Here is a 19,892-nt window from a genome sequence, read left to right on the forward strand (position 1 = left end):
CACTCAATTTATTCAACGAAAATGCCTTTATCTCGTAAATGGTGACCATCGCCTTTACGACGAGTAAAACCGCTTTTATCAAAAAACTCAAGAATTTGAATCGCGAGTTTTCGACCAATCCCTAATTCGTTACGAAAATCAGCCGCAAAAATAGCTTCATTTTCCAAGCAATAACGATGAATAAGTGAAGCAAAATAATTAATTTGTTCATGACTATAATAGCGGTCACGAACTATTGCCGTAATTAACCCCATTTGTGCCGCCTTTTTTAACACGCGACGCATCGTATCTTCTTCATAACCACTTTCTAATGCTAAATCACGCACCCACCACGCCTCATTACGTGAAAATAATGGGTATATTTGTTGCCAAATCAGCTGCTGTTGCGCATCAAAAACCAACCCATGTTGAGGCATATGCAACCAGCCACGTGTTTGCTTAATAACATTGTCAGTAATTAGGTCATCAATGAATTTAAAGGCTAATGCTTCACTCATTGAAGGCAGAGCCATACGTTTTAAACGTGCTTTGCCAACACCAATTTGGTCACTGTGTATTTCATTAAATTTTTCAAGAGCTTGAACGATATGTTCTTTCGCTATTTGCGTTTTAAATATGGATAAAACGTGATTGCCAACCCGTTCCACATCCGTTTTTGCTAATAAGTTATCTAACGCCTCATGGGTGAGCTGCCGCGCCCAACTGTAATCCCGTAAATTAAGTTCACCTTGTGGAAGTTGTAACTTAAAGTGAGCCAGTTCGTCTTGTTCTCGGCAAAGCCTAGATAACCAATCCAAAAACTCTGGGAGTCTTTTACCTCGGCGTGGGGAAACCAAACGTATCACTCGAGCCCCACCTAACGTTTGGCGAGCGCTAATATCACGAATGATTAACCGGTCATTCTCTACTAACCATAATGGGGTATCTAAAATTAATTCTGCGAGAACAGGGGTTTCTCCTTGTTCCACTAATAATGATACTCGGCCAGTGATATGGCTTGCACCATGATAGAGATGCACAGGCTGCCAGTGCTTAATTAATGTATCGCATTCCAGTTCGACAATAACCCGTGTTGCAATAAATGCGGGTTGCTCTGCAAGTAACCAATCACCTCGAGTGATATTTTCTTTATCAATATCACCTGTCAAATTTAAAGCCACACGGTCCCCCGCGACAGCGAATTCAGATATTTGGTTTTGCCGGTGAATACCTCTGACACGAACTTGCTTATCCGCCCCAGTCACCCAAAGTGACTCGCCAACGTGAATTTTTCCCGCTAACGCGGTACCAGTCACCACAATCCCTGCACCTTTAACCAAAAAAACGCGGTCAATGGCTAAACGAAAACGACGTTGGATATTGGGATGTGAACCACTTTGCTGATGAAGCTGTTGCAGATATAACCGTAGCGCATCAATGCCACGCCCATCTTCAATAGACGTAATAAATAGTTTTGCATCTGGCCAACCTTGCTGAGCCAACTCAGAGGTAACTTGCTCCGTGACCTGTTCAATTCGCGAATGATCAACTCTGTCAGCCTTCGTCAGTATGACACTGACATTTTCACAGCCCGCTAGTCTTAAAATAGAAAGGTGTTCTAGGGTTTGCGCCATTACACCATCATCACAAGCGACAACCAAAAGCGCATGATTTATACCGCCAATCCCAGCCAACATATTGGCTAAAAACTTTTCGTGTCCTGGAACGTCGATAAAACCAATCGAGCTACCATCAGGCTGCGGCCAGTAGGCATACCCTAGGTCAATGGTCATTCCGCGCTTTTTTTCCTCGGGGAGGTGTGCGGTATTTACGCCAGTAATAGCTTGAATTAATGAGGTTTTGCCATGGTCAACATGGCCTGCTGTCGCAAAAATCATGAAAGTAAAGCCTGTAATAACGCATGTTCATCATCAAGACAGCGCAGGTCAAGCCACAATTTACCTTCTTTCATACGCCCAATCACAGGTTGAGGTAACTGACGCCATTGCGTAGCGAGTTGCTCTAATGTGCTACCTTTTCCATTTAATGGTGTAAAGGTTACCGCAAAGCTTGGAAGACGGTCGATGGGAAGTGAGCCGCTACCTATTTGTGAGAGGCAATGCTCAACTTCAACAATAAATTTATCCCCGTAAAAGGCTTGTAGAGCAACAACTATGCTTTCTGCGCTATCACGAATAATTTCAGGATCTCGTGTTAGCCAACGTAATGTGGGTAATTCTGTTGTGAGTTTTTCGGGCGTTAAATACAGTTTTAGCGTTGCTTCAAGTGCAGCTAGAACCATTTTATCAACCCGTAAAGCACGTTTTAATGGATGTTTTTGAATTGCATCAATCCATTTCTTCTTCCCTAAAATAATCCCTGCTTGTGGACCACCGAGAAGTTTATCTCCAGAAATTGAAACTAAATCAATACCTTGAGAAAGGTAACTTTGTGGCATGGGCTCTGCGGGTAGCCCATAAGCCGTCATGTCAATCATCGAACCACTGCCTAAATCAATTGCCGTTGGTAATTGGTACTTTCTACCTAGCTCTGCAAGCTCTTCACCTTCAACTTCAGCAGTAAATCCTTCAATACTGTAATTGCTGGTATGCACTTTCATTAATAGTGCAGTTTGATCATTAATCGCATTCTCATAGTCACGTAAGTGGGTCCGATTTGTTGTTCCCACTTCAACTAATTGGCAGCCAGCCTGAGCCATGACATCAGGCACTCGAAAAGCCCCGCCAATCTCAACTAATTCACCACGAGAAACAATAACTTGCTGGCCATTCGCAACCGTTGCTAACAATAATAAAACTGCAGCAGCATTATTATTAACAATACACGCATCTTCTGCGCCAGTGAGCTCACACAGTAAATCAGCAATCGCACGGTCACGATGCCCACGCATCGCGCCATCTAGAGAATATTCTAATGTGACAGGCGAACTCATCACTTGGCTAACCGCATTCACGGCTGTGGTCGACATTACCGCACGACCTAAATTGGTATGTAACACCGTACCGGTCAAGTTAAACACGTTTTTTAGGGCACTTTGCCCTAAAGCTTGATGGCGTTGAGCTAACTCTTTTACCCAATCTTCCTGCCAGGCAGGTAATTTCCCTGCCTGTGCAATACAGGTTCGAGCTTGCTCTTGCATCTCACGTAAACATGCAGTGACCCAGTGAGCCCCTGATTGTTCAATCAATATTTGCACTTCATCGAGTTGCAATAATTTATCAATCGCAGGAAGTTGGCGATATAAAACCAAGTCTGATTCAGCCATAGTCACGATTCTCTTTTACCGCTTATTTTTCACCAGGGAACAAGAACGGATTAATACTGCTACGTGCAAAACCTTCTTCTTCCATGCGAGCATCTAAAATAATTGACGCTAAATCATCAGCGACAGCTTCAACTTTAGCTTCTTTTTCTTGATAAAGGATTTTCAGATAGCTACCACAATCACCACAGCTTTCAGCTTTAACAGCCGCATTTTCATCATCCAATGACCAATAATTCAATTTACCCGTTTGCTCACAGTTACTGCATTTAACGCGCACCATATGCCATTCAGTTTCACATAAATTACAGTGCAAATAACGTAAACCTTGTGATGTACCAATTTGCACAATACTCGACACTGGCATGCTATTACATACAGGGCAGAAATGACGATGGTCACCATGTTCTGCACGCGCTTTACCCGGGATATTTGCTGCCATTTGTGCCCAATACACCGATAATGCAGCCCAAATAAACATCGATTTATCCGCAGGAACTTTTTCAAATTCTTCATTTAGCAGCGCAGTTGCCATAGCTTCAAGTTCTGTTTCAGACGCTTTATTCAGGTTTTCTAACGCAGGGCGTACAGACTCAGGCACGACTGGCATTAATTCGGCAATAATTGCCGTCAATAATTTGTGCCAATGTGTTGTGCGTGGAAATGTTTTTGCATCCAATGGCGAATTATTGGTATTTGTTGAACGCTCAAGGATAGATGCCATATCCATTTCTAATGGATTATCATGCTGTGCATTATGTTGCGCGGTTGCCACTTCAGCGGCAAAATTCAGATAATCTGCAAAAGGATGTTCTCCCGCACCAAGTTCTTTAAGTCGCTCAGCACGGCGCTGATATAAGCTTTTTAAGTTAGGAAACAGAACTGGTGGAATAAAACCAATTCCTTTTTCTTTCAATCTTTCTTGTCCTAACTCTTCTTTAGGAACGATACGAATACCCATTGCGTTCTCTCTTTTCTATTTTTTTATAACGACAATTCCCGAGAAAAGGCTATTTATTTTCTCGAAAGCGTTTTTGCTCATCATATTTATATCCGCGAAAGCGGTTCTCTAATGTTCAGGATAAAACAAAAGTCATCTTGAGGCTACTCTAGCCCCTGAATTATCCCTTCCATTAACCCGGAGTAGATCAAGGTAAATGTAAATCAGGATGATGATTGTTTTATTTGATATAAATAAATTGTTATCACTAGGATAAAAATTCTGAAGTTATGGTTTGAAGTGGTTATGACTACAAGCTTATGCTGCAAGCAGCCTTCTATTTGCAACAGGAATAGGTATTTCACTCTTATCTCAGGTGTTTTTTATTGCCGTTCTTCAATAAGAAATAAATAAAAACATAAATATAATTAATATCATATCTACTGTACCTTTTAGATAAAAATAAATATAAAAAGCATTTATGGTCAATAGAATACGCGACCAAATACTATTCGGTCGCGTAACAATGAAATAACAGTTTTGCTTCTTTAGGGGTATAACAGTCCCTTTGGTATCATCAAAATACCAAATAAAAAGCCAATATTGTTAACAACGAATTAGGTTTTAGATTTTCAGTAATTCAGGGTAATACATACGCTTAATTGCGAGCTCTAAACCTCTAACTTCTGCTAAACCTTTTAAGCGCCCAATAGCGGAATATCCTGGATTGGTCACCTTTTTCAAATCATCTAAAATTTGGTGGCCATGGTCTGGTCTCATTGGAATGGGTGCAAGTCCCGCAGCATAGCGTTTTTGTTCAACCGCTAAAATGGCTTTGACCACTTCAAACATATCAACATCACCTGCAATATGATTGCCTTCATGGAAGGTATTCGGGTTATTTTCTCTCACCGTTGAACGTAAGTGCGTGAAATGAATGCGATCACCAAATTCATTAATCATTTTTACTAGGTCGTTATCGGCTCGTACACCATAAGAACCTGTGCACATAGTAAACCCATTATGAATACTATCGCAGCTTTGCTTAATAAACCGCATATCTTCAATGGTAGAAACAATACGTGGCAGGCCTAAAATTGGGCGTGGAGGGTCATCAGGGTGAATAGCTAAAACCACATTTTCTTCTTCACAGACAGGAACGATTTTCTGCAAGAAATAACGTAAGTTCTCACGTAACTGATTTTCATCAATATTATTATACAGCGCCAAGCGCTCACGGAATTGGTCTAATGTATAACCTTCTTCCGCACCCGGTAGCCCTGCGATGATGGTTTTAATCAGGTTTTCAATGTCATCAGATGACATATTGGCATAATACTCAGCCGCTTCTTTAACTTCTTGTTCTGAATAACTCTCTGCCGCATTTTCACGCTTTAAAATATGAATTTCAAACGCAGCAAAAGCAATATTATCAAACCGTAACGCTTTGGAGCCATCCGGTAGCGTGTAAGCAAGGTCAGTACGCGTCCAATCTAGAATTGGCATAAAATTATAGCAAATGGTCTTAATACCACAGGATGCTAAATTACGAATACTCTGTTGGTAATTTTGAATATAGAGATCAAAATTACCTTGTTGAGTTTTAATATCTTCGTGAACAGGAATACTTTCCACGACAGACCAAACTAACCCAGCATCTTCAATAATAGCCTTACGCTTTAAAATCTCCTCGACACTCCAAACTTCACCGTTAGGAATATGGTGGAGCGCAGAGACGATACCTGTCGCCTCTGCTTGCCTAGCATCACTTAAAGAAACAGGGTCATTAGGACCGTACCAACGCCACGTATGCTCCATGAGTACTTCTCCTTCGATTATTCAAAAATAGTCTGATAAGGAATTGTTTCAAATAGGTAACCATCAAAATTGGGGTCATCAAAATCAGAAAGCTGCATTAGCGTATTTTTGACATTCTCTAAATGCTGCCACATCTCTTTTTTAGCCAACTCCGGATCACGTTTTTGTAGTGCATTTAAAATATTTTCATGATCAACCAACCACTTTTTTCGGTAAGTGGTGTTGTCAATATGTTCGTGAAGCTTATCCCACATAGGGCTTTGTAACCGCACAGCCCAGATATCATCAATAATCTTCGCCATCATGTCATTCTTGCTTGCGCGAGCAATTAACACATGGAACTTATGATCATTAGCATCGTCACTTTCATTATTCGCGACTTTGATTCGCTCATCTTCTAATAATGCGCGGATCTCTTGGATATCGGCTTTTGTTGCTGACAAAGCAGCGCATGCAGCTATTGCACTTTCAATCACTTGGCGAGCTTGCAGTATTTCAAAAGGGCCATGATCTAAACTTTTAATTTCATCAATCAATAGGTCTGGATGATTAATGACATAAACCCCAGAACCTTTCTTGATAGAAACCAATTTTTCAATTTCCAACATGATGAGTGCTTCACGTACCAATGAGCGACTAACATCATATTTTTTAGCGATCTCACGCTCTGGCATTAAACGACTTCCTATCGGATATTCACCAGATGCAATGAGCTCTTTTAACTGCTGACCTAGGTATTGGTACGAGCGGTATTGAGTTTTCATATATATGTACAACGCGTTGTCGAATTAAATTTAGTTCTTCCATTGTAGATTATCGTCCCTCATTACAATGGTCAACCAATTTATCCACTATTTCCGCAAAATTAGTTAACCAATTTGTGATCAGATTCACTTATTGTCGTCTTTTTAGTCATTGTTTTTTAATTTACCGATTGATAGAGTGAAAAAAAGAGAATTTGGTCAACCAATAAATAAACCACTTTGAGTATTTCATGGTAATTTGGTTGATCAGTTGGTTAACAAGTAATAGGGATTTGGGCCAAAATGAAAATTATAAAAGCAGAAGTCTTTGTATGTAGCCCCGGTCGTAATTTTGTCACATTAAAAATTACAACCGATGAAGGCGTATATGGATTAGGTGATGCCACCCTTAACGGGAGGGAGCTCTCTGTAGCATCCTATCTTCAAGATCACCTCTGTCCTCAGCTAATAGGCCGTGACCCACATAAAATTGAAGATATTTATCAGTTCTTCTATAAGGGAGCTTACTGGCGTAGAGGCCCAGTTACGATGTCCGCCATTTCTGCGATTGATATGGCACTGTGGGATATTAAAGGCAAAATTGCCAACCTTCCGGTCTATCAGTTACTCGGTGGCGCTTCTCGTGAAGGAGTGATGGTTTATTGCCACACCACGGGTACCGATATTGCTGAAACACTAGATAACTACGCAAAATATAAAGAAAAAGGTTTTAAAGCGATCCGTGTGCAGTGTGGCATTCCAGGAATGGCAACTACCTATGGACAGAGTAAAGGAAAAAACCTTGCTTATGAACCTGCCACAAAAGGCCATCACCCTGAAGAACAACTTTGGTCAACCGAAAAATATCTGGATTTTATGCCCAAACTGTTTGAAGCCGTTCGGGACAAATACGGATTTAATGAACACCTTCTACACGATATGCACCATCGCTTGACCCCTATTGAAGCGGCTCGCTTCGGTAAAAGTATTGAAGATTATCGATTATTTTGGATGGAAGATCCAACACCAGCAGAAAACCAAGCTTGTTTTAGATTAATTCGTCAACATACCGTCACCCCAATCGCCGTAGGTGAAGTTTTTAATAGCATTTGGGATTGTAAACAACTGATTGAAGAGCAACTCATCGATTATATCCGCACCACAATTACCCATGCCGGAGGTATTACAGGCATGCGCCGAATTGCGGACTTTGCATCGCTTTACCAAGTCAGAACCGGTTCTCATGGTCCATCTGACCTATCCCCAATTTGCCATGCTGCCGCCTTACACTTTGACCTTTGGGTACCCAATTTCGGCGTTCAAGAGTTTATGGGCTATTCAGAAGAAATGTTGTCCGTATTTACGACTAACTGGACGTTCAACGATGGTTATATGCACCCAAGTGATAAGCCCGGTTTAGGTATCGATTTTGATGAAAAACTGGCAGCGAAATACCCGTACAACCCAGCTTATCTTCCAGTCGCTCGTCTCGAAGACGGCACGTTGTGGAACTGGTAATTTTTATTTTATTCGGAGTCAAATATGAAAGCTGTAAAATCGGTAGTAATCAAAGAACCCAATACATTATTGATTGAAGAACGTTCAGTTCCTGAACCGGCTGAAAACCAAGTACAAATAAAAGTTCGCTTAGCTGGTATTTGTGGTTCTGACAGCCATATCTACCGTGGCCATAACCCATTTGCAAAATATCCACGTGTGATTGGCCATGAATTTTTCGGTGTCATTGAAAAAGTGGGTTCAGGCATAGATAGCAAACGCATTGGTGAACGAGTCTCTATCGACCCTGTCCTTAGCTGTGGTCATTGTTATCCATGCTCAATTGGTAAACCAAATGTGTGTGAAACACTAGAAGTATTGGGTGTTCATACTGATGGCGGGTTCACTGAATATGTCAATGTCCCTGCGGCTAATGCTTATACTATTCCTGATTCAATCAGCGATGAGTGTGCCGTTACCGTTGAGCCATACTCTATTGCCGCCAACGTGACTTCGCATGTTCATCCAACTCAAGATGACATCGCATTAGTCTATGGTGCGGGTACGATTGGGTTAACCTGCGCACAGGTTCTCAAAGGGGTTTATCAAGTCAAAACCTTGATCATGGTTGACCGCGTGGCTGAGCGTTTAGCTAGAGCAAAAGATTGTGGTGCTGATATTGTCATTGATAACTCACAAACCCCACTACCAGATCAACTCAAAACACTGGGTCTTCGCCCAACGTTAGTACTTGATGCAGCTTGCCATCCCGCTATCTTACAAGAAGCCGTCTTGATTGCTTCTCCCGCAGCAAGAGTTTCTATTATGGGCTTTTCAAGTGAAGCAAGTGCCGTTACACAGCAAAGTATCACCAGCAAAGAGATTTCATTGTTTTCTTCACGTTTGAATGCCAAAAAATTCCCTGAGGTGATTAGCTGGATAGAATCTAAAAAAATTGACCCAACGAAAATCTTGACGCATCAGTTCCCATTCACTGAAGCGCAAGAGGCAATCTTAACCTTTGAAAAAGACCAGAAAACCTGCTGTAAAATTCTTTTAACCTTTTAATTTAATTAAAAAAACTAAATCCGATTTGGATACTACCCTACGTGATTAATAGGATAATAATATGAATACTCAGTCAATTGACCCATCAGGGAAAGTGGAACGCAGTTCTGGCGATCTAACCAAAGCTGCAGTTTCTGGCTGGCTAGGAACCGCTCTAGAGTTTATGGATTTCCAGCTTTACTCGTTAGGTGCAGCACTTGTTTTCCATGAAATATTTTTCCCTGAACAATCCGCTTCAATGGCATTAATTCTTGCGATGGGAACTTACGGTGCCGGATATGTCGCACGTATTGTTGGTGCGATTTTCTTTGGTCAAATGGGCGACCGAATCGGCCGTAAAAAAGTACTCTTTATCACCATCACCATGATGGGGGTGTGTACTACATTAATCGGGGTATTACCAACCTACGCACAGGTAGGTATCCTCGCACCGCTGTTATTAGTTCTCTTGCGAATTATTCAAGGCTTAGGGGCAGGCGCTGAAATTTCGGGTGCAGGTACCATGCTAGCAGAATATGCACCAAAAGGCCGTCGTGGTATTGTGGCCTCATTAGTGGGTCTGGGAACAAACTGTGGCACATTAAGCGCAACTGCAATTTGGGCTGTCATGTTCTTCTGGTTAGATAAGTCAGACTTATTGGCTTGGGGCTGGCGTGTACCTTTCTTGGCAAGCTTCGTGGTAATGCTGTTTGCAGTATGGTTACGACTGAATCTGAAAGAAAGCCCTGTATTTGAGAAAGTGCAAAATACGGAAGAACAAGAAGCCAAAGTTGCAGTACAAACACCACCGAAAGAAAGTTTCTTTGCCATGTTTAAATCTAAAGCATTTTGGTTAGCGACTGGCATTCGTTTCGGTCAAGCAGGTAACTCTGGGTTAATTCAAACTTTCTTAGCAGGATATTTGGTTCAAAGCCTGTTGTTTGATAAGAGTATTCCAACTGATGCGATCATGATCAGCTCCGTTGTCGGTTTCCTAACTATTCCTGTGATTGGTCTGATATCCGATAAATTTGGTCGTCGTATTCCTTATATTATTCTTAGCTTATCTGCTATGTTGCTCGCCTATCCGATGTTATCTGTCATCGTCGATGGTGCGAACAGTGTTAGCTTAATTACCATCTGTATTATTATCGTTCATAACTGTTCAGTACTCGGATTATTTGCCTTAGAAAATATTACGATGGCTGAAATGTTCAACTCACGTAATCGCTTCACCGGTATGGCTGTGGCCAAAGAAATTGGTGGCTTAATTGCCTCTGGCTTAGGCCCAGTTCTAGCAGGTATTTTCTGTAGTGTCACCGGAAGCTGGTGGCCAATTGCCATCATGATCATCATTTACTCTGCCATTTCATTAATCAGCGCCATCATCATGCCTGAAGTGAAAGATCGTGATTTAACCAGTACGTTGGATGCTGTTGAAGAGGCTGAACAACAAAAAGGTAAAGTGAAATATGCAACTGTCAACCAATAACCTAAACCAATTACCTGCGAATATCAAAGTACCAAGCTATGATAGGGAGCAGATAAAGGTAAAAATGCTTCACTTAGGTTTCGGCGCGTTCCATCGCGCCCACCAAGCCATCTTTGCGGATATTTTAGCTACAGAACAGCAGAGTAATTGGGGTTTTTGCGAAGTCAATTTAGTCGGTGGCGAGCAACAAATTGAAGATTTACTCGCTCAAGATTGCCTTTATAACGTAGTTGAAATGCAAGGCGATAATTGGCAAACCCGTACGGTGGGGGTGGTAAAAGAAGCATTACACCCAACCATTCACGGAATTGATGCTGTTATCAATCGCATGTTAGACCCTAACATTGCCATCGTTTCCATGACTGTTACTGAAAAAGGTTATTGCTATGTACCCGCGACAGGCTCGATTGATTTTGCTAACCCCGCTATCGCACATGATTTAGCCTCACCAAATGCTCCAAAATCATTGCCGGGCCTGATTGTTGAAGCGTTAAAACGCCGTAAAGCACTGGGTATTGCACCATTTACAGTCATGTCCTGTGATAATATGCCTGAAAATGGCCATATCACGAAAAATGTCATTTTAGCGATGGCCGCAAAACAGGATATCGCACTGGCCAATTGGATTGAAGCCAACGTCACTTTTCCATCTACCATGGTGGATAGAATTGTACCTGCCATGACACCAGACACTGCGGAGAAAATTCAATCTCAACTGGGCCCTATCGTCGATAACGTCGCCATTGCCTGTGAGCCATTTCGCCAGTGGGTGATTGAAGATAATTTTGTCGCGGGTCGTCCTGAGTGGGAAAAAGCGGGCGCTCAATTAGTGACAGATGTCATTCCATTTGAAGAAATGAAACTGCGCATGTTAAATGGTAGCCACTCTTTCCTTGCATATTTAGGTTATTTGGCTGGTTATCAATACATTAATGAGTGCATGCAGGATAGCGCTTATGAAAAAGCGGCTTATCACTTGATGGTCAATGAGCAAGCGCCAACGTTATCCATCAAAAATGTGGATTTACCCGCCTATGCTAATGCCCTGATTGAGCGTTTCAAAAATACGGGGTTGAAACATCGTACTTGGCAAATCGCGATGGATGGAACGTTGAAATTATCTCAACGTTTACTCGACTCTATCCAAATTCATCTTAAAAACGGCCGATCATTTGATTATTTAGCCTTAGCGGTTGCAGGATGGATGCGTTATGTCAGCGGAAAAGATGATCATGGTGCAGAAATTCAAGTCAGCGACCCACAGGCTGTAAAATTGGCTGAACTAGTTGCAAACAGCACTGATGATGAAAGTCGTGTTCATGCACTGCTTTCTCTCAACAGTTTGTTTACCAAAGAACTCGTTAATAATTCGTTGTTTACTGAAAAGGTGACTGCATTCTACCTTTCACTACGTGATAACGGTGCCCAAAAAACGGTTGAAGCGCTTAACCACCAGCACGCCTTGTAACAACATCTTAGTAGGCGGGGCTTCCCCCGCCTCTTTCACTCAAACTAGTTTGAATCTATTGGCATTCCTTTATTTTCTTTCGAAAACTGATGTCCAAAGAAAAATATCAAACACAATGGGATTAATGTAGCAAATAAAGCGTATTCCTTTGCAAAATCAGCTAATAACACCATCATGAAAGCCCCGCCAGCAAAACCCAATAGCGTCAGAAAATAACAATAACTTTTATATAATGCACTTTTTCTTTCTTGGCCTTTAAATGCAATAGATTCTGCCAATGAACTAAAGCCAAGTTGCACATTCAAAGTAACCGCAATATTGCCATATAGCATGCCATTAATCTTATGAAACGCATTACCTTGCATTCCCGCAATAAAAGAAAGAGCCCAAACAGCATGAAACCCATTTGACTGTACGTTAAATAAAAAAATATAAATAATAAGTAATAATAAAAGGACAATTTCCAGTGACAATAACGTAAATGTCCAAGTTTTTTCATCAGTATTATAGCGATAACGGATCCATGCCAACAGCATTGCTCCCGCACCAAAGGAAATAATAGAAATAATATAAGGCATCACTGCGGTTAGGCCGTGCTTAGCAAACTCATAGCCTAACATAATAATATTGCCTGACTGAAAAGTAGCGAATGATTTAGTCGTAAAAAAGGCATATCCATCGAGCATTCCTGACGCAATAGCTAATAAAAATGCGATAGTGGGTAGCTGCATAAAAGGAACTTTTGGAGAGGAAATCATAGTTTACTTACCTGTCTTGATGATTCTTTTTCTGACTGACTTAGTCGACTAATAATCGAGGTGATGTATACCGTAAAAATAGGAAAAACCGTCATACCGGTAGCCGCTAGAATAGTGGTAATGACTTTGCCAGCACTCGTCACAGGGATAATATTTGAACCCAATGTGGTGACAGTCATTGCCGCCCACCAAATGGCATCCCCATACGTTTTAACATCAACATTAAGACCCCTTTCGAAAATGTAAAAAATTAAGCTAATAAAATAAACCGTTGAAAATAACAAAATCATATAAGATAAAAATAATGCTGTCGTATTTCGTTTTACAACCATCATCATAAGCATGACAAACGCTGCACCACCACGAAATAAGGGGATAAACCGAATAAGATAAATTTGCTCCTCAGTAAATTTTATCGATGTGTAATCCAATATGGTTAAATACGGAACAGATAACAAAACGATAATCGCGTATTTTTTGACAAACTTTTTTTTATTTTTTGAAATAAATAAAAAAATAAAAAAATCACATGTAAAATAAATACAGATCCAAAATTGAATATCAAAGTAAATTGACCGCTTAAGAAAGGGGTCATGATTAAAGGTTTCAATAGAAATACTCGCTATTAAAACCAACGAGGCCACAATCCCTAAAAAATGAAGTGTTTTAATCCACGTTTCTTGACTACCAAACTGTCGAAAAGTCAGCATATTAATAATCTAATTATTGAAGCCATTAATAGGGCTTTTATTCATGATAAGATCCCGTTGCTATTTCTCTAACAACAACGGGAAAATATAAACATTACTGTGTTAACGGGGGAAACCAAATAGCTTGCTGACCACTCACCAACCGTTCTTGGTTAATCCACGTAAAAGGAGCAGGTACCTGAGCTTGCAAACGCACATCTTCAGCCCCTCGTTGTGCTGTTAAGGTTGGAGTAAGCACGACAGGCTCTGGCCCATAAATAGCCGCTGACGTAGAATCACGTTCGTTTCGTCCTCCACAAACCACCCATAATTGGTTTAATGTCGCGATGGCATAAGGGATAAAATCGGCACGTCCTGTCGGCGGCTCTTCAACCGAAAAAAGATGGCTATCAATTTCTACTTTTAAATCACTCGGGATACCGGCTGGCGCAGCAAGGATATCAGCGCGTAACGTACTGTATAACCCCCCTAATTCAGGAACATCTAATTCATGTGCAGCCGCCAGTGCAATACGCCCAATTGGCGTTGCTGTCACACTCACAGAACTACCCGCTGTTGCCCAGCCACTATCTCGCTCATTAAGATGTGTAACGCGATAGCGCGCTAATATTTCCCCTAATGGCCCTGCAAGCACCACCGTATGGAACAATCTATCCGTTTCAATTTCAGGGTAGCTTCCAACAATATACCCTTTCCCCTTTTGAGCCGCCTTACTCAATGTTTGCTCAAAAGTGCCCCCTTTTTGTTCGGCATAAGACAAAATAATGTTGGGATCGTTGGTATAAGGTAGCGCAGAAAGCTCAGGAAGAACCAGCAGCTCATTTTCTCCCACTTGGATTGAGTCTAGCTTAGAAACTGATTTTTCCCACTGCGCCGCAATCAGCGTTGTTTGCGTTATTGTTGATGTGGCATTGATATCTGTCGGGCTACGATGAAAAGCAAGCATTGGGAAATATAATTCAGGCCGTCGCTTCGCCAGTAATGCATCGCGCTGTTTATCCGCTTCATCTAAGTCAATCATCGCACTGTATATGCCATTTAACCCCGGTTCTAACTCTAATGGGCTAAGCACTGGAGATTGAGCCACTTTATGTCCTGATGGCGCCCATACGCTCGAACCACCATTATAATAGAGCTGCCCTTTGGTAATTGGGTTAGTTTCAATTCCACTGCGTGTTGCACAAATTACCCAAACACCATTGAAAGCACTCATATGCTGTACATGCGCAACGGTTGAGTGATCCCCAAGCATTTCAGCAGGACTCGCGTTAGGCATCATACGGTCGGATACTGAATGCCAACCAATGATTTGTGCCCCTTCTAATGCGGCTAAACGTACATATTGCCAGTAGGTATCATCATAACAAATCAGTAATGCAATACGGCCAATTGGTGTTTCAAAGGTTTTGACGCCAGTATTACCTGGAGCAAATACTTTTTGATCTTGAGAATTTAGGCCTATTTTACGATATTTACCAATAATGCCTTCCGGCCCCATCAAAACAGCTGAATTATAAGCCAGTCCAGTTTCGCTATCCCGCTCCGCAATACCCACACTCATATACATTCCTGTTCGAGCCAATACAGGCAGTATTGCAGCGGTCGTTTTGCCAGGAATAGTATCTAAATAAGGTGCTAATTCTGTAGAGTCCGAAAATAAATAACCACTCACAGCCGTTTCTGGAAATACGGCATAATTTATCCCTTGAGCGGCCACTTTTTCTGCCGCTTCAACTAAACGTTGAATATTTCCATTTAAATCTCCCCATGCAGGAATAAAATCAACGGCTGCCACCTTACTACTTTTTTTTATTTCAGCAATACTCATACAATAATCCTTATTCAAAGAATTTATTAGTAAATAAATAATTTTTTGCTATTAATAAAAATAAATATTAAATAGGAAGAACATTTCTATAATTCCAAATAATTTAGGTAATAATAGCTTGAGTGTAGCGGCTATATTTGAATACATCGAGTATCTAAATATAGCCGCTAATATTAATTTTCTTTTTTAGAGAGTCATATTAAGAGCGAATTTAATGTTATTAATTAAATAACATTATTTTTTTTCATTTCCATAATTTGTTCATCACTATAACCAAGCTCTTTTAACACTTCGTTATTATGTTCCCCTAACAATGGAGCACTTTTAATTTCAGGAATAAACGCTGAAAACTTCATTGGGCAACCCACCGTTAAATATGAGCCTCGTTTTGGTTGTTGAACCTCGACAATTGAGCCACTACGACGCAAAGAAGGGTCTTCCATAATTTCTTTCATACTTAATACTGCAGAACATGGCACATCAAACTGATCAAAATAATCGGTTAGTGCATGTTTATCTTTGTCTTTGGCGATTTCTTCGATTGCATCCCATACATCTTGGATATGGCTTGCACGTGCCTGTGTAGTAGCAAAAGCAGGGTCAGTCTTCCATTCTGGGCGCCCAATTGCATCACAGGTATTTTCCCAATTATGATCTTGATTAATAAAATAAATATAGGCATTTGGATCAACATCACTGCCTTTACATTTGAGCATCGTCCCCGGCTGGCCACCCCCACTCGCATTTCCCCCACGGGGAACTGCATCACCAAATGTTCCATTGGAATATTGAGGATACTCCTCTAAGAAACCGAGTTTTTCTAAACGTTGTTGATCACGTAATTTCACACGACATAAATTAAGCACCGCATCTTGCATCGACATCGTAACACGTTGCCCTTTACCTGTTTTTTCTCGGTGTAATAATGCCGTCAGTATGCCTATCAATAAATGCATCCCCGTGTTACTGTCCCCCAATGCCGCAGCGCTTACCGTCGGAGGGCCATCAGGAAAACCTGTCGTTGATGCGGAACCTCCTGCAGATTGAGCAACATTTTCATAGGCTTTAACATTCGCATAGGGCGAATTTTCATTAAACCCTTTAATCGAGCCAAAAATTAACCGAGGATTAAGTTCTTGGATGTACTCCCACGTAAACCCCATATGGTCGATAGCCCCCGGATGAAAATTTTCAACTAATACATCAGACTGACGTATTAATTTCTCCATCACGGCTTTTCCCTCTGGGGTTTTGGTATTAAGCTCTAAAGAGCGTTTATTACTATTTAACATCGTAAAATATAACGCATCGACATCAGGGATATCTCGTAATTGATTACGAGTTACATCCCCAACCCCTGGACGTTCAATTTTGATTACATCAGCACCGAACCAAGCAAGCATTTGTGTACAAGATGGGCCTGACTGGACTCCTGTAAAATCAAGAACACGTATCCCATCAAGCGGTTTTGAAGAAGTCATAATTCACCTTTTTACAAAACTGCCATGGCGTCATTTCTCACGCCATGGCAACTCATTTTGACCTATTTATTCTTTCTATGAAACAAGTCGAGAGATATAGATCCACGCTGGAGCTGCGATGATAAAACCAAGCACACTCACCGCCAGCGATGCTGTTCCTGTCCGGGTATACAGATTAAAGCGACTCGCAATAATTATTCCAGAGAAAGCAGGTGGCAACGCCCCGGCTAATACCATCATTTGCAGTTGCTCTGTCCCCATATTAAACATCATACCTGCCAGTAACATTAACCCTGGCATTAACACTAGCTTTAATAACGTGTTATAGACAATCTCACCATCGAACTCGAACTTATTCGCGGCTAATGTCAGGCCCGCAGCAAATACCGCAACACCGGAGTTTGCTTTCGCAATTAAATCAAATGTCGGGTCCCAAACCGTTGGAATTTTCACACCAACCAGTACCAAAGCAGTCGCGAGTACCGGAGCCCATACGACAGGTTCTTTAAAGGCTGAGATTAATGCATCCATACCGCCACCGCCTTTTTTCCCTTCTGCATCAGATGGGTTCAGCAAGAACAAGCCGATAGGGATTGTAATGGCATTAACGATGATGGATATAATGGCAACAACTAACCCCGTTGAAACGGTTTCACCATAAATAGGGTCTAGAACCGCAAACCCTAAGAAACCAATTGTCGGAGAACCTGCAATTAATGCACATACCGCAGCTTCGCCACGACTATGTTTAAAAATATATTTACAGCTAAAGAAAGAGAAAAAGAAACAAACGAGCAAGACCACAAATGAAATAATAGTCAATTTAGCGTCTGCAAATATCATTTCTCGATTAGCACGCGCGATAGACACAAATAATGCAGCAGGTAATGCGTAATTTAATACCAACTTATTAAATGCTTTCGCTTGGTCACTGGTAAACACATTTCGTTTACCACTCACATAACCTAGTACCATAATAATAATGATAGGTAATAGGTCGCTCATAAAAATCTTATACATAAAATCAGCCATAAGACCCACCTATTTGGCAATAAGACCCCGTACGCAGCTCATCAATATGAGCCGCGTAAGGTAATCTTTGTTAGTTAACGTGATGCTGCGTTAATTCTTCACTACAGACTTCGGATTTAAATTACCAATATGGCCACTTTCCGTTCCAACAGCAGGGTCAATAACGACATTTATCAAGGTTGGATGACCCGATGTTAAACCTGCCTTCAAGGCTTCCTGTATCTCTGCTGGCGTTGTTGCTTGATAACCAATGCCACCAAAAGCCTCGATCATTTTGTCATAACGCGCTCCACCCATTAAAACTGTAGGGGAAGGGTCTTGGTCACCATGGAGATTTACGCCATCACCACGGTAAATCCCACCATTATTGAAAATCAAAATGGTGACCGGCAATTTGTAACGACAAATCGTTTCAATTTCCATACCACTAAAGCCGAATGCACTATCGCCTTCAATCGCTACAACAGGCTTACCACTGGTTACAGCAGCACCAACTGCATAGCCCATTCCAACGCCCATCACGCCCCAGGTTCCACAATCTAAGCGTTTACGTGGTTGGTACATATCAATAATATTTCGTCCGTTATCAAGCGTGTTAGCACCTTCATTGACGACATAAACATCTTGGTGATCGACCAGCACATCACGGATTGCACGTAAGGCGTTAAAGTAATTCATAGGAGAAGTGTCAGTGTTTAACTTAACTGCCATTTTCTCGACATTAATTTTCTTGTGCTCATCAATACTAGCAAGCCATTCCGTTGGAGATTTAACAGGGATTGATTTAAGCCCTGCCAATAAAGACTCGATACTTGAGTAAATATCACCAACAACAGGTGCGGTTATTGGGCGGTTACTATCAATTTCAGAAGGTTCAATATCTAACTGAATGAATTGAGTTTCTGGTGACCAGTGCTTACCTTTACCATGATCAAGTAACCAATTAAGGCGAGCTCCCATTAACACCACAACATCCGCACTGGATAAGGCATATGAACGAGCAGATGCCGCTGACTGAGGATGCGTATCTGGTAACAGCCCTTTTGCCATTGACATCGGTAAATAAGGGATACCCGTCGTTTCAATAAATTGACGAATATTGTCATCTGCTTGAGCATAAGCGGCGCCTTTACCCAAAATAATTAATGGCCGCTTAGCTGAGGCGAGCAGCTTAAGGGCTTTATTCACTGAATCGGGTGATGGAATTTGTCTTGGCGCAGGGTCTTCGACTGTAAAAATGGTTTTATCCGCCGCGTCTTTATCCATCACGGCAGACAACACTTCCGTTGTTAAATCAAGATAAACTCCACCTGGACGGCCTGATACCGAAGCGCGGATTGCTCGCGCGAGTGCGATACCAAGGTCTTCGGGTTTATTCACACGATAAGACGCTTTTACAAAGGGTTTTGCCGTGTTCATTTGGTCTAATTCTTCGTAATCACCCTGCTGCAAATCAATTATTGCTCTGTCGCTCGAACCACTGATTTGAATCATTGGAAAACCGTTGGTGGTTGCATTAGCCAGCGCCACCATGCCATTTAAAAAACCTGGCGCCGAAACCGTTAAGCAGATACCCGGTTTTTGGGTGATAAAACCACTAATTGCAGCCGCATTACCCGCGGATTGTTCATGGCGAAATCCAATATAGCGAATACCTTCAGCTTGTGCATGCCTTGCCATGTCAGTCACTGGAATTCCAACAACACCGTAGATTGTATCAATGCCATTTTTTTTAAGCGCATCGACAATAATATGCATACCATCAGTCAGGTTTTGGGTTTGATCAGCAGACATGTCTACCTCATAATTAACTGAT

General features: G+C 41.5%; 15 protein-coding genes. 4 read left to right on the plus strand and 11 right to left on the minus strand.

Annotated elements, in window-relative coordinates; all coding sequences use genetic code 11:
* Nucleotides 1–8: 8 nt before the first annotated feature.
* From selB to FVA69_RS21190, 5 genes are all read right to left on the minus strand, one after another.
* On the minus strand, nucleotides 9–1,877 hold the full coding sequence (gene selB / locus FVA69_RS21170; protein ID WP_164529304.1) for a selenocysteine-specific translation elongation factor: 1,869 nt from the start codon (nucleotides 1,875–1,877) through the stop codon (nucleotides 9–11).
* Entirely contained in the window at nucleotides 1,874–3,265 is a 1,392-nt protein-coding gene (selA, locus tag FVA69_RS21175) for an L-seryl-tRNA(Sec) selenium transferase (RefSeq protein ID WP_164529305.1), read from the minus strand. Before selA ends, selB begins: the two co-directional genes overlap by 4 nt.
* Nucleotides 3,266–3,287: 22 nt before the next feature.
* Nucleotides 3,288–4,223 (minus strand): formate dehydrogenase accessory protein FdhE, encoded by a 936-nt coding sequence (fdhE, locus tag FVA69_RS21180; protein WP_004906186.1) that lies wholly within the window; start codon nucleotides 4,221–4,223, stop codon nucleotides 3,288–3,290.
* Between the two features lie 603 nt (nucleotides 4,224–4,826).
* A complete protein-coding gene (gene uxuA, locus FVA69_RS21185; protein ID WP_109912535.1) occupies nucleotides 4,827–6,020 on the minus strand; it encodes a mannonate dehydratase in 1,194 nt (397 codons plus the stop codon).
* A 17-nt stretch (nucleotides 6,021–6,037) separates the two neighbouring features.
* Nucleotides 6,038–6,784 carry an FCD domain-containing protein gene (locus tag FVA69_RS21190; RefSeq protein WP_042851476.1) on the minus strand — a complete coding sequence of 249 codons (747 nt, stop codon included), beginning with the start codon at nucleotides 6,782–6,784 and terminating at the stop codon, nucleotides 6,038–6,040.
* A gap of 282 nt (nucleotides 6,785–7,066) precedes the next feature.
* On the opposite strand from FVA69_RS21190, the gene manD reads away from it, so the two are divergent.
* The 4 genes from manD (at nucleotide 7,067) to FVA69_RS21210 (ending at nucleotide 12,267) form a co-directional block, all read left to right on the plus strand.
* A complete protein-coding gene (gene manD / locus FVA69_RS21195) occupies nucleotides 7,067–8,281 on the plus strand; it encodes a D-mannonate dehydratase ManD (RefSeq protein WP_004906847.1) in 1,215 nt (404 codons plus the stop codon).
* A 24-nt stretch (nucleotides 8,282–8,305) separates the two neighbouring features.
* Nucleotides 8,306–9,328, plus strand: a complete 1,023-nt coding sequence (locus tag FVA69_RS21200; RefSeq protein ID WP_109912536.1) for a Zn-dependent oxidoreductase — start codon at nucleotides 8,306–8,308, stop codon at nucleotides 9,326–9,328.
* A 61-nt stretch (nucleotides 9,329–9,389) separates the two neighbouring features.
* Entirely contained in the window at nucleotides 9,390–10,799 is a 1,410-nt protein-coding gene (locus FVA69_RS21205) for an MFS transporter (RefSeq protein WP_004906844.1), read from the plus strand.
* Nucleotides 10,780–12,267: a mannitol dehydrogenase family protein gene (locus tag FVA69_RS21210; RefSeq protein ID WP_115168225.1), complete on the plus strand. Its 1,488-nt coding sequence runs from the start codon at nucleotides 10,780–10,782 to the stop codon at nucleotides 12,265–12,267. The genes FVA69_RS21205 and FVA69_RS21210 overlap by 20 nt, the downstream gene beginning before the upstream one ends.
* Nucleotides 12,268–12,311: 44 nt before the next feature.
* Here the strand turns inward: FVA69_RS21210 and FVA69_RS21215 are convergent, their stop codons facing one another.
* The 6 genes from FVA69_RS21215 to oxc all read right to left on the minus strand — a co-directional run bounded on the left by FVA69_RS21215 (nucleotide 12,312) and on the right by oxc (nucleotide 19,870).
* Entirely contained in the window at nucleotides 12,312–13,025 is a 714-nt protein-coding gene (locus FVA69_RS21215; RefSeq protein WP_004906840.1) for a YoaK family protein, read from the minus strand.
* Nucleotides 13,022–13,735, minus strand: coding sequence for a potassium channel family protein (locus FVA69_RS21220; protein WP_196718927.1), 714 nt, complete (start codon nucleotides 13,733–13,735; stop codon nucleotides 13,022–13,024). The genes FVA69_RS21215 and FVA69_RS21220 overlap by 4 nt, the downstream gene beginning before the upstream one ends.
* Nucleotides 13,736–13,829: 94 nt before the next feature.
* Entirely contained in the window at nucleotides 13,830–15,563 is a 1,734-nt protein-coding gene (locus tag FVA69_RS21225) for a nitrilase-related carbon-nitrogen hydrolase (protein ID WP_164529306.1), read from the minus strand.
* 224 nt (nucleotides 15,564–15,787) lie between these two features.
* Entirely contained in the window at nucleotides 15,788–17,044 is a 1,257-nt protein-coding gene (frc, locus tag FVA69_RS21230) for a formyl-CoA transferase (protein ID WP_164529307.1), read from the minus strand.
* A 75-nt stretch (nucleotides 17,045–17,119) separates the two neighbouring features.
* Nucleotides 17,120–18,064: a transporter YfdV gene (yfdV, locus tag FVA69_RS21235; protein WP_004906833.1), complete on the minus strand. Its 945-nt coding sequence runs from the start codon at nucleotides 18,062–18,064 to the stop codon at nucleotides 17,120–17,122.
* A 102-nt stretch (nucleotides 18,065–18,166) separates the two neighbouring features.
* Entirely contained in the window at nucleotides 18,167–19,870 is a 1,704-nt protein-coding gene (gene oxc, locus FVA69_RS21240; RefSeq protein WP_004906831.1) for an oxalyl-CoA decarboxylase, read from the minus strand.
* Between the last annotated feature and the right edge of the window lie 22 nt (nucleotides 19,871–19,892).

The organism is Providencia sp. PROV004 (genome assembly GCF_011045615.1).
Taxonomy (GTDB): domain Bacteria; phylum Pseudomonadota; class Gammaproteobacteria; order Enterobacterales; family Enterobacteriaceae; genus Providencia; species Providencia rettgeri.

Bases quoted from the DNA above. Each gene is read 5' to 3' on its own strand.
- FVA69_RS21200 (WP_109912536.1), top strand. From the start codon at position 8,306: ATGAAAGCTGTAAAATCGGTAGTAATCAAAGAACCCAATACATTATTG.
- FVA69_RS21225 (WP_164529306.1), bottom strand. From the start codon at position 15,563: ATGAGTATTGCTGAAATAAAAAAAAGTAGTAAGGTGGCAGCCGTTGAT.
- frc (WP_164529307.1), bottom strand. From the start codon at position 17,044: ATGACTTCTTCAAAACCGCTTGATGGGATACGTGTTCTTGATTTTACA.
- yfdV (WP_004906833.1), bottom strand. From the start codon at position 18,064: ATGTATAAGATTTTTATGAGCGACCTATTACCTATCATTATTATTATG.
- oxc (WP_004906831.1), bottom strand. From the start codon at position 19,870: ATGTCTGCTGATCAAACCCAAAACCTGACTGATGGTATGCATATTATT.
- uxuA (WP_109912535.1), bottom strand. From the start codon at position 6,020: ATGGAGCATACGTGGCGTTGGTACGGTCCTAATGACCCTGTTTCTTTA.
- FVA69_RS21190 (WP_042851476.1), bottom strand. From the start codon at position 6,784: ATGAAAACTCAATACCGCTCGTACCAATACCTAGGTCAGCAGTTAAAA.
- manD (WP_004906847.1), top strand. From the start codon at position 7,067: ATGAAAATTATAAAAGCAGAAGTCTTTGTATGTAGCCCCGGTCGTAAT.
- selA (WP_164529305.1), bottom strand. From the start codon at position 3,265: ATGGCTGAATCAGACTTGGTTTTATATCGCCAACTTCCTGCGATTGAT.
- FVA69_RS21210 (WP_115168225.1), top strand. From the start codon at position 10,780: ATGCAACTGTCAACCAATAACCTAAACCAATTACCTGCGAATATCAAA.
- FVA69_RS21205 (WP_004906844.1), top strand. From the start codon at position 9,390: ATGAATACTCAGTCAATTGACCCATCAGGGAAAGTGGAACGCAGTTCT.
- fdhE (WP_004906186.1), bottom strand. From the start codon at position 4,223: ATGGGTATTCGTATCGTTCCTAAAGAAGAGTTAGGACAAGAAAGATTG.
- selB (WP_164529304.1), bottom strand. From the start codon at position 1,877: ATGATTTTTGCGACAGCAGGCCATGTTGACCATGGCAAAACCTCATTA.
- FVA69_RS21215 (WP_004906840.1), bottom strand. From the start codon at position 13,025: ATGATTTCCTCTCCAAAAGTTCCTTTTATGCAGCTACCCACTATCGCA.
- FVA69_RS21220 (WP_196718927.1), bottom strand. From the start codon at position 13,735: ATGCTGACTTTTCGACAGTTTGGTAGTCAAGAAACGTGGATTAAAACA.